We start from the raw sequence: 12,898 nt of genomic DNA on the forward strand, positions 1-12,898 counted from the left end.
TCTAATTTTGAAATTATCTGAGAAAACAAAGTTATATTTGTCATAGGAGAAAGGTGTTTTTTGTGTTGCACCACAAAGATAACTTTGCGGAACAAATTTCCCTTTCTCTTTTATTAAACGTTTAGGACGCTATTGATAAAATATAGTAAAAAATATTTAATCTATGCTCGCTAAAAATGTTTGGGTGTGTTTGGATACTATGAATTTTTATAAGTAAAGTTTATTTTATAAATAACTGTCTTTTAATATAAATAGCAACTCATTTTCATTATAGTAATACTAATAATATGACTCTTTATTAGGATTTATATACGTTTTATCGAAAAAAAAAAATAGTGTTGGAAATTTATATCATTTTCGTTAGTAGATTATTAGAAAATAAAAATAGATTTTTTTAATCTATTAAGTATCAGACCGCCCAAAGTCTACTCTTAAATTATTAAATCTTTACTTTTTTGCATCATAAGTAAAAATAAAACAAGATTCCTTTCTGCTATGTATTATTTTATAATTGCTATTAATCTAACCAAAAAATATGATTAAAAAATTACGTCTCAATATTCAATTATCAACAAGTTCACGCCTTATATAAAGACTAAAACAATTATTTTATTATGAAAACAAAAACTACATTTTTTTTAAAGCGTTGGTGCTTTATACCTACCCTATTAATGTCCTTTATGGTAAGTGCCCAAGGCATAAGATTAGATGATCTTTGTGAAGGAACTGATTTTACTCCTTTTTTAAAAGAGGTTATTGCTACTTATCCATTAACGGATTTAAGTGATGCAACAGGTAACAATAATACAGAGATTTTACCAGGAATAAACATTTCAAGTACTAATGGCCTTTGTTTAGATAGCAGTATCATAGAAAATTTTGGTGATTTGGAAGGAGCTTTAGCAGATCCAGATCTTTTAAGTGTCATAGATAGTTTTGATTTCACTCCAGTAGAGGACAATTTCGATCCAAATAATTTTGGGCTAAAACTAGAATTTAAATTGTCATATTCCCCACCTGAAGATGCTAACCCTGATGAAGTTGTTGTTTTGGATAACGATCCATATCTTAACTATTTAGGTTTAGTCTATAATTACATTTCAGAACAAATAGGTGTTTTATTAGCTAATGGAGATATACTATATGCAGATGTTAGTGTACCATTAAATCAGTGGCATACTGTTGAGGTTAGGCATTTTCTTGGCATAGGAGGATTTCTTTATTTAAACGGAACTTTAGTTTTAGCCGTAAATAATAGTGTAATTAATTTTGAACAAGAAGAATTGGATTTAAGTCAATTTGATGTTAGTAATCTAACTTTAGGAGTAGCTTTAAATTTTGTTACTAGTTACGCTTCTTTAAGTGATGCTTACGAATCTTGTATGAGAAACATAGAAGTTTACAAATGTGTTCCGGAAGCTATAGAAGTCCCTAGTATTACGGAAAACTGTACAGTGTCTTTAGAAGCACCAGAAGCTTGGGATATTTGCAGTGGTACTATTGTTGCTACAACAACTGACCCAACAGAATATGCAGAAGCAGGAGATTATATAGTGAATTGGTCTTTTGTTACCGCTAATGGCATTGGCGAATTAATATTACCACAAAATGTTACGGTAATCGGAATTGCTGATAGTACCGTAATGTGGACAGGAGTCACCAATACAGATTGGACTAATGCTGGAAACTGGGAAAATAATAATGCACCTAGTTTATCACTAAATACTAATATCAATATCCCGACAGGCTTGACAAATTACCCTGTTTTAACTTCAGGACAAAACTTATTTGTAGGTACATGTTCAAATGTAACTATTGAAAGTGGTGCTTCTCTAACAGTTAATCCAAATGCAGTACTTACTAATAATGGAACAGTTGAAGTTGCGACAGGCGGTACGGTTACTTTTGAATCTGATCCTTCTGGAACAGCCTATTTAGGTGCTGGTACGGGCGATTTTACAGGCGATTTTACAGTGGAACGCTATATTCCTGCAAAAAGAGCTTTTCGCTTTTTAAGTACAGCCGTAACCACTAGTGATTTTATTTTAAACAACTGGCAAAAGGATACGCACATTACAGGGTCTACTACAGATGGGGAGAATGGATTTGATGGTACTGTAACAGGTAACCCATCTATGTTTACTTATGATAATGTGGCTCAAACATGGAACGCAATTCCAAATACGGATGCTACCAATTTAACCTCAGGTACACCATACCGTTTAATGGTAAGAGGTGATAGAACTATCGATTTAAACAACAATGCACCCCCTGCAACACCAACTACGTTAGTGTCAAAAGGAGCATTAACTGCTGAAAATGCTGGGTCAAGTACTTTTGCATTAAATGCAACAGCTGATGGTTTTAGTTTTATAGGAAATCCGTTTCAGGCTCAAGTAGATATGAAAACGGTATTACAAAATAATAGTAATAATGTTATTCCAGTGTTTTATTGGGTGTGGGATCCAACCTTAGGAATAAGAGGTGCTTATGTTACAGTTGATTTTTTCAATCCTGTAGCAAATCCAACTGCAGGAGAACAAAATCAATTTTTACAGGCTGGTCAAGCATGCTTTGTACAAACTAATACCGAAAGTGCTGCTTCTGTAACTTTTACTCAAGCTAGCAAAAACTCATCTGAACTAGAAACCAAGGTGTTTAGATCAACTAGCAACAAATCAGCAAGTAGTAGTAGAGCTCAATTAAGTATAAAGCTATATGAAAGTAGTGCTTATATAGCAAACATGACACCTGCAGATGGTGTGTCCGTTTATTTCGATGATGCAGGAAATAATGACGTAGATGCTTTTGATGCTCCTGATTTTACAAACTTGGATGAAAACTTGGCAACTAATAATAATGGTAATTTATTAAGTATAGAGAGCAGAGCTACGCCTTTTATTCCAGATGAAATTCAATTAGAAATTAACACCTATAGAAATACAGATTATGTATTAGAGGCTAATGCTCAAGCTTTAAAGGGTGATATTCCTTTATTATTAGATACTTATTTAAACGAGACTACAGAAATAGCTCAAAATGGTATGATAACTTATGCGTATACCATAAATCCTAGTATTCCAGCCTCTTTTGCCGGTGATAGATTTAAAATTATTTTTGAAAAAACATTATCTGTTACAAATAAAGATTTAAATGAGATACTATTATATCCAAATCCTACAAATACAGGTAACATCTATTTAAACATTCCTCAGGGGATTAATGATTTAGAAGTAACTATTTATAACGCTTTGGGTGCGAGAGTATTTCAAACAAAAGATTTATCAACAGGAAATAAAGTATCAGTTAATACAAGCTTTATTAAAAACGTTGGTGTCTATTTTGTAAAGCTTTCTTCTAGAGGTTCAACAACTACCAAAAAATTGATTATTAACTAATTTAAAAAATTTAAAAAAATGAAAAATTCAATTAAAACCATTAAAACAATTGTTACAGTTTTTGCTTTTGTATTTACAACTAGCGTAATGGCACAAGGTCCAGGAGGATTTGATGATAATGTAGTTGACGTACCATTGGATGGAGGACTTGCTGTTCTAATAGTAGGAGCTGCGGCTTATGGAGTTAAAAAATTACGCCAAAATAAAAATGAGGAACTTTAATCAAGAATAAAATCTCACTAATAATAAGGCTTTTCTCAGGAGAAGCCTTGTTTTTTTTAGTGTAAAAGAATATGCAAACCACATTACTCTAGTATGTTTATAAAATCCTTGATAAATTGAATTATTATAAATAAAATCCCAATTTGCAAAAAATAAAAATCTTCACGACTTGTAAATTTGTGCTTTTTTGTAGATCAATCTTATCCTTTTAAACAGATTGGCATTACATTCTTTCGTGTTGTCGAAATTTTATTAATTATTGATTTTTTTATTTGATATTCGAGAAATTTCAATCTGATAATTTATTTTTCGGCTTAAAAGCCTTTTAAAAAACTATAGCATCTTAATGTTATATATCCTGCAGCATTTGGAATAAAAAATTGTATTACGATAAAAAATGATTAAATTTAAATCACTAATAAATACTATTCCCTTGCCAATAAAGCTATTTTTAGGAAAAGCATTATTGTTTTTTTTTGTATGGAAATTTATTTATGTTATTTTTTTATATGATTCAAAATTTATTGACTATCCATTAACAACTCACGTTGGAGAAGCCTCCACTAAATCTTTAAATAGTTTGAGTTCCATGAATGGCTTTATTTCAAAAAGGCGGATAACAAGTTCAATTTATGAAGGTGAATTAAAGAAACGTGAAGCCTCTCAAATATACCACAATAACAAATTGGTTTTAAATATAGCCGATTCTTGTAATGGGTTGGAATTAATGATTTTGTATATTGGTTTCATTGTTTGTATGCCTTCTGGATTTTGGCGTAAAGTCCTTTATATTATTCTTGGTGTAATTATTATTGATGTGATTAATATAAGCAGATGTATGGGCTTAATTTATTTACGAGAATATTTTCATGCCTATTTTGACTTCGCTCATCATTATTTGTTTAAAGCCACGGTTTATACTGCTACTTTTTTAATGTGGATGGTATATGCTCGAAAAATTCATTTAAAAAATGAAACTATACAAATCAGATAAGATTCGTTTTATATCGGGCCTTATTTTTATTATCATTATTTATTCTTGCTATTATATTTTTTTTGCAGAAAATAATAATTCTCTTTTTATACCAAGAAAAATAAAACATGTTATTAGGTTTTTAATCACCATAGTTATCTATTTAGTTGGAACTTTTCACCTTGGAAAACTTAAGGATACATGGATGTCTTCTATTTGGCATATTATTCATATTTCAGGGTTATGTATTATAGCTTCCTTAGGCTTATTTGATTGGTTGGTTGCTGATCTCTCCTTAAGTTTAAAAGTATTTGTTAATTCCATTCAGGAAATATTAATATCACCTGGTTTATATGTTGCTATGGGCTTACTAAACAAAAGTTTAAATAAAACGAGCATGAGTAAAAATGTTTGAGATAATGTTTGACTTTGAATTATATAGTTAGTGTGAGTGATAATTTAATAAAAAACAAAAGCCATATCCCTGCAGAACTTAATCTACTTTGATATGGCTTTTTTTGAAATAACATTACGTGACCTAATAAGTATTACTACTCATGATTGTTTAAAATTTTCATCTAAACTGTTTCAGTTCAAGCTTTTGTTATTTCAATGAAACATAATTGTAATTTTCAAAATGTATTGACCTATTACTGCTATGTTTCTGTTAATTGTTTTTTTGATGCCTTTTAGCTCCCTCTTTACCTTTTAAGTAAAAAATTACTAAAAGCATTGCTCTCATAACAACAGTAACTTTCGTTACGGTTGATTTTTAAGCTTTCAATTAAAAAAAATCTCATCTGTTTGCACATGTGATAATTTTAATAATATCATGGTTTATTGACGTTTCACGCTCACACGTTTCGCAATAAAACCTCAAAAACAATTATATAAAGAACGTTACCTTATTTAGAAAAAATACAAATCCGTTGTTGAAGCGGAACCAGATAAAACTGTTATTAATTCCTCAATAAATGTACCATCAAAATTCAAAAAAAACAATTTTTTAAGGTGTTAGATATCAACCACTTATAAACCGCACTTATTAACATCTGTTAGTAAAAAAAGCCTTGAGAGGTCTCAAGGCTTTTAAATACTACAATTGCAGATGTATTGTTATTAACGTCTACGCTCAGTAATTCTAGCTTTTTTACCAGTAAGGCCTCTAAAGTAGAATATACGTGCTCTACGTACTTTACCACGTTTGTTAACTTCTATTTTTTGTAATGCAGGTAAATTAACAGGGAAGATACGCTCTACACCAACAGATCCTGACATTTTTCTAATTGTAAAAGTTTCTGAAGCTCCAGATCCTCTTCTTTGTATTACTGTTCCTCTAAAAAACTGAGTACGCGTTTTGCTACCCTCTTTAATTTCGTAGAATACTGTAATGGTATCACCAGCAGCAAATTCTGGTAAATCTTTTCTTGTTACAAATTCGTCTTGTACAAATTTTACTAAAGATTCCATATCTTTAAATTTAATTATAATTAATTCAGAACAACATTCACGATTCTCGCCAGAGGTTAACCCGAAATTGGGTGCAAAAATAACTATTAATTAATAATCTGCAACGTTTTACTTATATTTTTTTGGTGTTTCTTTTTGCTTGAAAATTTAGAAGTTATTTCAAGTTTAAGTAAAGCAAAAAGTCAGGCTATCCGCTATATCTTTTTTATACGTCATAGCGAGGACAGAGGACGTGCCTATCAGTTAACTGTATGTTTTAAATTAAAGTTTGTATTAATTATTTTAAAAAAGGATGCCGCTTCTATCCTTAACACAGACTTATTAGCAGATATCGTGTCAATTTCAACAAAAAAGTTAACCAAATAATGTCATTACGATGAAGAATGACGAAGTAATCTCACAAAAGGTACTACAATTAAAAAGATTGCTTCGTTACTCGCGATGACGTACAATTAATCCTCCAACAAATCAGGACGTCGTTCTTTAGTTCTTAAATACGCTTGCTCTTCACGCCATCTTTCAATTTCAGGAAAGTTGCCACCAAATAATAATTCGGGTACTTTCCAACCTTTATATTCTCGGGGTTTTGTGTAAATAGGGGGTGCTAATAAACCATCTTGAAACGAGTCGGTTAGGGCAGAGGTTTCATTTCCTAGTACACCAGGTATTAATCTAATTATAGCATCACAAAGTACGGCTGCTCCTAATTCGCCGCCAGATAATACATAATCGCCAATAGATATTTCTCGGGTTATAAAATGGTCGCGAACCCGTTGGTCTACACCTTTATAATGGCCACATAAAATAATAATATTTTCTTTTAAAGATAATTGGTTGGCAATCCCTTGCTTTAAAGTTTCGCCATCCGGAGTCATATAAATGACTTCATCATAATTACGCTCTGATTTTAAAGCCGAAATACATTTATCAATAGGTTCTACCATCATGACCATGCCTGCACCACCCCCAAATTGTGTGCCGTCTATAGATTTGTACCTATCTGAGGTGTAATCTCTTAAATTATGAAAATGAACTTCTACCAAACCTGCTTCAATAGCACGTTTTAAAATAGACGCTTCAAACGGACTTTTTAGTAATTCTGGTAAAACGGTGATTATATCTATGCGCATGATAAGTAATTATAGTAGCAAAGATAATTTAATTGTTTGGGATTTTAAGGTTAGTAATACAAAGCTAAAATTTAAAGCATTATAAACGAAATTGATTTATTGTCATTTTTTTTAAGATCTTAAATATTATTCATTGGTTAAAAAACGTCAAAATAACTATTGATAAAAGATATCTTTAGCTTCGAATAAATGTTAGCGCATTAATATTTGTTTTGTTAATACATTTACAATATTCTCACTTAATAATTTATTACCCTCTTCGTTTAAATGAGCACCGTCTTTTTTAAAAATATCTTTACAATCTTCATAATTAGAACAAATGTTATCGAAGTCAATAAATATAATTTTATCATTCAGTATTTCTTCCATTAGTAGCTTATTCAAATTTTTTCTATATGTTTTAATATTATCAATTTCTCCTTTATTGTTGAACTTTGAGGATATTATATATCGCATTCTGTTAAAGGTATTCTTGTTATTTATATGTTCCACGATGCCAAATTCAGGAAGTTCTACAATTACAGGTTTTATATTATAATACAGTAAGTTTTTAATAATCAGAATCATATGATGAGAATAAAAATTTGCTCCGATTTGTCCTATTGCATCATTTACCCCGGCAATAACAATACAATAATCAGGATGTTTTTTTATTAAAAACTTAGACGAATACTTATTGGTACTGTCTTTAAACATATTTTGATATATCAATTTACTTCGGGCACTTGGTTGGCCACTTGATATTATTTTATTATTTATCCCTTTTTCTAATAATCCTTCATGTAATAAGGTATCTAGTTTTTTTCTTGCAACCCAACTATCTCCAATAACTCCAATTGAAAAAAAATCTTTATTATTAACAATAACCTCATAATATGGAAATTCTTTTTCAAAAGAAAATCGGTCTATTAAATAATATGAAGTAGCAAAGATAAAAACAGCAACTATGGTTAATAATCCTTTTTTAATTTTTTCTCTCATTGTTTTAATCGTTGCTTAGTTTTTAATTCATACTTAAGAAATGATATGAGAATCATTAAAAATTTCACACTTAATGTTGGAATTAATTAATAGGTTTTTCTGTAAAAGCAATTCCCTAAATCACCTCTTATGCTTCAAAGCCACCAACTCCGCAATCTTACAAATCACCTCAGTAGCTTTAATCATACTTTCCACAGGAACATACTCATAACGCCCATGAAAGTTATGTCCGCCAGCAAAAATATTAGGGCATGGCAATCCCATATAACTTAATTGAGAACCATCTGTTCCACCTCGAATAGGTTTTATTATTGGTTTTATTTCGAGTTGCTTCATCGCTTCTTCGGCAATATCAACAATATGCATTACAGGTTCTACTTGCTCACGCATATTAAAGTATTGATCTTTAATTTCGATAGTAATTACCTCTTTATCATATTGACTATTAAGTTCGTTAGTCAGTTTTACCATAACTTCTTTGCGAGCTTCAAAATGCCCAATATCATGGTCGCGAATAATGTATTGTAAAGTGGTTTCTTCAACATTTCCTTTTATATCATGTAAATGGAAAAACCCTTGATAGCCTTCGGTATGTTCTGGAGTTTCCAATCGGGGTAAAGAGTTAATAAACTCTGTGGCAATATACATGGAGTTTATCATTTTATCTTTCGCATAGCCTGGATGCACTATTTTTCCTTTTATTTTAACAAGAGTACTTGCAGCATTAAAATTTTCGTATTCTAATTCTCCAATTTGACTACCATCCATAGTGTAAGCCCAATCTGCTCCAAATTTTTGAACATCAAATTTATGCGCACCTCTTCCAATTTCTTCATCTGGCGTAAAACCTACTTTAATGGTTCCGTGCTTAATTTCTGGACGTTTAATTAAATATTCCATGGCAGAAACAATTTCACATATACCTGCTTTATCATCTGCCCCTAAAAGTGTCGTGCCATCTGTAGTGATTAATGTCTGACCTTTATAGAGCAATAAATCTTCAAAATAATCAGGAGATAACACGATATCTTCTGCTTTGTTCAAAATAATATCTTTACCATTATAATTCTCGATAATTTGAGGTTTAACGTTAGCTCCTGTAAAGTCTGGCGAGGTGTCAAAATGTGAGATAAAACCAATAGTTGGGACCTCATATTCTACATTACTCCGTAAAGTTGCCATGATATAAGCATTATCATCAATACTAACTTCTTGCATTCCAATAGCTTTGAGTTCTTCAACAAGCTTATTGGCTAAAACCCATTGTTTTTCTGTGCTTGGTGTAGTTTCTGAATTAGGGTCTGATTCGGTATCTATAGTTACGTAACTTATAAAACGTTTTATAATGTGTTCTTTTGAAATCATTTAAATAATTTTTTTTTAAGTGTCTAAATAGATATCTATTATTGCTCTAATTTACAATTATTAAGCCTGAATAAGTAAGTCCATATCAATTTTTTAATTATATCAAATAAACTTCAAAATAATCAACTAAATTCGTTTCTATTTCCTTTATATTTCAATAAAAAATAGAACCGTAACTAAAGCTATGCTTATATTTTTTAGTTTATCTAAAGAAAATATAATTCTAATTTATTGTTAATCATTTTAAAATTCATTTGGTATTACAGTATTTCAACTTATTTTTGCATTAAATTATATTGATGTACAAATTACTACTTCGCCCACTATTTTTTTCTTTCGACCCTGAAAAAATTCATCATTTCACATTTTCACTAGTAAAATTCACCTCAAAAATTCCTGGATTTAAAAATTTGTTTAGAAGTTTATATGTGCTTGAAGATAAGCGATTAGAACGAAAATTATTCGGCCTCACATTTAAAAACCCTGTAGGGTTAGCAGCCGGATTTGATAAAAACGCAGTGTTATATAATGAACTGGCAAATTTTGGTTTCGGTTTTGTTGAAATAGGAACAGTAACTCCAAAAGGACAAGCTGGAAATCCTAAACAAAGATTATTCAGGTTAAAAGATGACCAAGGGATTATTAATCGCATGGGTTTTAATAACGAAGGCTTAGATGCCGCTATAAACGAACTTAAAAAGAATAAAGGTAAATTGATTATTGGTGGAAATATTGGTAAAAATACTAGTACCAAGCCAGAAGATTATACCACAGATTATTTAGAGTGTTTTAATGCATTACATGACTATGTTGATTATTTTGTATTGAATGTGAGTTGTCCAAATGTGGGAAGCCATGCTAAATTAAATGATAAGGATTATTTAGAAGAGTTGATAGTAGCGGTTCAAAACGCAAACAAGACTTTTATAAAACAGAAGCCCATTCTTTTAAAAATAGCACCAGATTTAAATACTAATCAATTAGATGAAATTATTGAACTTGTAAAAGACACCAATCTTGATGGGGTTATTGCAAGCAATACGTCTACAGATAGAACAGGGCTAAAAGCTACAACTGAAAAATTAGAGGAGATTGGAAATGGTGGTTTAAGTGGGCAACCTATTAAAGAAAAAAGTACTCAGGTTATAAAATATCTTTCGGATAAAAGCAATAAAGCATTTCCAATAATAGGTGTAGGAGGTATTCATTCTGCAAAAGATGCTCTAGAAAAATTAGATGCTGGTGCAGATTTAGTTCAAATTTATACGGGATTTATTTATGAAGGACCAAGTCTTATAAAATCTATAAATAAAGCGATACTAAATAAGTAACTATTTAATAATCTTTTTTACCACAATTCTTTTGCCATTAGTTAAAGTAAGCAAATAACTTCCTGAAGGTAAATTACTAAAGTCAATTGAGCTGTTTGTTAAGATTCCAGATATGAAGGGTTGACCAACCATATTAGAAATTTGATAGTTTGAAACAGTTTCTACATCAATATTTTTAACATAAAGAATATCACCCTTAATAGGGTTTGGATACACTTTAAAAATATCATCAGATATAGGTGTAGAAATTGTTTTTACAAAAATATTATCAATAGCAATATCACCTTCCCAACCATTTCCTCTTACGGCTCTAAATCGAATTTTTATAGTTTCATTTGTATAAGATGATAAATTAATTGTTTTTACAATAAAGTCATCATCTTGATTGATCTGTTGTCTTCTACTTAATGGTTGAATAACATCATTTATGTAACCAGATTCTGTTTTTATATCAACATGCAATTCCCCAATGTCTTTTCCGAACATATGATAAGAAAATTCCAATTCGCTGTTCTGGTAGCTTACATTTATACAAGGAGAAATAAGCTCGGTAATATCTCCAGGTTGCGCACCAGACGCCTCAGCATAAATATACGTGTTTAATTCTTCTTTTGGATTTTTATGATTAGTAGGGCCTGTTGCGCCAGATTTTGTGTCTCCAAGATTTGTATACCAATGATAACCATGTCCTGTAACATCGTTAGTTGTCCAACCGTGTTTATCTAATAAATTGAAATTTTCAAAATCTTCATCTAAGAGGTCTATATAGGTGCCAACTTTAATAAAATTAACAAATTTTTTAGTGATTGTTTTAGACTTGTTTGATACGGTAAGTATGACATCAAAAATTCCGGCTTCAAAAGTATGTGTTGGATTCTGAGTGGTATAATCAATTACCCCATCACCATCAACATCCCATTGCCAATCAGTAATATTATCACTTAAGCTTTGAAAATCAACAGTTAAGGATTCTTCACAAGTTTCACTTTCATTTACCACGATATTAGCATTAAAATCGGGGCATGATAAATAGTTTTTGGTGGTCATGTAAAACGCATACATTCTAGCTAATTGCTGCTCTGTAAAAGATGTTCTACATTCTTTTCTTGAATACGACATCATGTTATTTGTGTCTGGAGTAAAAGTATCTCCATTGGCATCTGTTTCTGTCCCAGTATAAATACAAGAACTATCAACAGTAGTGCTTTTTAACTTTGGATCTGCAGGTGTATCACAAATACCATCACCATCAGTATCACAATTACTACCATCAACTAATTCTGAAGTTAAACTATCATTATCAGCACCGTGTGTATGGAGTAAAGAGAAAAAATGACCTAATTCATGAGGAAGCGAAGAAATATTGGTAGCACAACTATTTTTCATCACAACGATATCATTTCTTCCTATATTATCACTATAACCACAAATACTTTCGTTTGATTCGTTGTGCAGATTATTTGTAAAATAAATATTTATTAACCCTGAAACGTAATTGGTTTCAGTAAGACGTTCTTCATCTCCTCTCTTAAAATCACATAAGTCGTTATTATCAATATATTCAACTCCGTCACATAAGAAAAATTCTAGATATGCATCAGCATAGACTAAATTTAAATTAGAAATAGCATCATTAAGATCGTGCATATTTAATCCGCCAGAACCATCAGCACTTCTAATAATATAAGCTTTAATAGGTACTGAGTTTATAACATGCCCAGTAATTACTCCTTTAGCAGATTTTATTGAGAAGAAATCTTCTTCAAATTTTTTAAGTTGAGGCTTTATGTTTTTGTAAAATTCAATAGATTTTGAAGATGTAATATTTCCGCAATTGGCATTTTGAATGTTTTGAGAAAACAAATAAGAAGTCATCGATAAAAATACCGAAAACAAGAGGAGATTCAATCTGTAGGTTAAAATATTCATTTGGGGTGAAAAATATTTATACTCAAATGTATACCGAAATGAATCTCATGAATAAAAAAAACGTTAAAATGTTAAAATACTCGATTATTTAACAATAAA

General features: G+C 30.6%; 10 protein-coding genes. 5 read left to right on the forward strand and 5 right to left on the reverse strand.

The features are described from left to right. Positions 1 to 614 precede the first annotated feature (614 nt). The 4 genes from P8K68_RS06755 to P8K68_RS06770 all read left to right on the forward strand — a co-directional run bounded on the left by P8K68_RS06755 (position 615) and on the right by P8K68_RS06770 (position 5,008). Positions 615 to 3,398: a T9SS type A sorting domain-containing protein gene (locus P8K68_RS06755; protein WP_300248932.1), complete on the forward strand. Its 2,784-nt coding sequence runs from the start codon at positions 615 to 617 to the stop codon at positions 3,396 to 3,398. Between the two features lie 18 nt (positions 3,399 to 3,416). Then, positions 3,417 to 3,620, forward strand: coding sequence for a PID-CTERM protein-sorting domain-containing protein (locus P8K68_RS06760; RefSeq protein WP_300248933.1), 204 nt, complete (start codon positions 3,417 to 3,419; stop codon positions 3,618 to 3,620). 397 nt (positions 3,621 to 4,017) lie between these two features. Continuing rightward, on the forward strand, positions 4,018 to 4,614 hold the full coding sequence (locus P8K68_RS06765) for an archaeosortase/exosortase family protein (RefSeq protein ID WP_300248934.1): 597 nt from the start codon (positions 4,018 to 4,020) through the stop codon (positions 4,612 to 4,614). Next, positions 4,592 to 5,008: a hypothetical protein gene (locus tag P8K68_RS06770; RefSeq protein WP_300248935.1), complete on the forward strand. Its 417-nt coding sequence runs from the start codon at positions 4,592 to 4,594 to the stop codon at positions 5,006 to 5,008. The genes P8K68_RS06765 and P8K68_RS06770 overlap by 23 nt, the downstream gene beginning before the upstream one ends. A gap of 704 nt (positions 5,009 to 5,712) precedes the next feature. On the opposite strand, the gene rplS is transcribed toward P8K68_RS06770, so the two are convergent. The 4 genes from rplS to pepT all read right to left on the reverse strand — a co-directional run bounded on the left by rplS (position 5,713) and on the right by pepT (position 9,539). Then, positions 5,713 to 6,063, reverse strand: a complete 351-nt coding sequence (gene rplS / locus P8K68_RS06775) for a 50S ribosomal protein L19 (protein ID WP_300248936.1) — start codon at positions 6,061 to 6,063, stop codon at positions 5,713 to 5,715. Positions 6,064 to 6,515: 452 nt separating this feature from the next. Further along, a complete protein-coding gene (trmD, locus tag P8K68_RS06780) occupies positions 6,516 to 7,193 on the reverse strand; it encodes a tRNA (guanosine(37)-N1)-methyltransferase TrmD (protein ID WP_300248937.1) in 678 nt (225 codons plus the stop codon). A gap of 192 nt (positions 7,194 to 7,385) precedes the next feature. Next, complete coding sequence (locus P8K68_RS06785; protein WP_300248938.1) at positions 7,386 to 8,174, reverse strand: SGNH/GDSL hydrolase family protein; 789 nt, start codon at positions 8,172 to 8,174, stop codon at positions 7,386 to 7,388. A 120-nt stretch (positions 8,175 to 8,294) separates the two neighbouring features. Further along, positions 8,295 to 9,539 carry a peptidase T gene (gene pepT / locus P8K68_RS06790; protein ID WP_300248939.1) on the reverse strand — a complete coding sequence of 415 codons (1,245 nt, stop codon included), beginning with the start codon at positions 9,537 to 9,539 and terminating at the stop codon, positions 8,295 to 8,297. 299 nt (positions 9,540 to 9,838) lie between these two features. On the opposite strand from pepT, the gene P8K68_RS06795 reads away from it, so the two are divergent. Beyond that, entirely contained in the window at positions 9,839 to 10,870 is a 1,032-nt protein-coding gene (locus P8K68_RS06795) for a quinone-dependent dihydroorotate dehydrogenase (RefSeq protein WP_300248940.1), read from the forward strand. Here the strand turns inward: P8K68_RS06795 and P8K68_RS06800 are convergent, their stop codons facing one another. Beyond that, positions 10,871 to 12,799 (reverse strand): T9SS type A sorting domain-containing protein, encoded by a 1,929-nt coding sequence (locus P8K68_RS06800; RefSeq protein ID WP_300248941.1) that lies wholly within the window; start codon positions 12,797 to 12,799, stop codon positions 10,871 to 10,873. Positions 12,800 to 12,898 lie beyond the last annotated feature (99 nt).

The sequence above is a fragment of the Algibacter sp. genome (assembly GCF_029245835.1).
In the GTDB taxonomy this organism is placed as follows: Bacteria; Bacteroidota; Bacteroidia; order Flavobacteriales; family Flavobacteriaceae; genus Algibacter_B.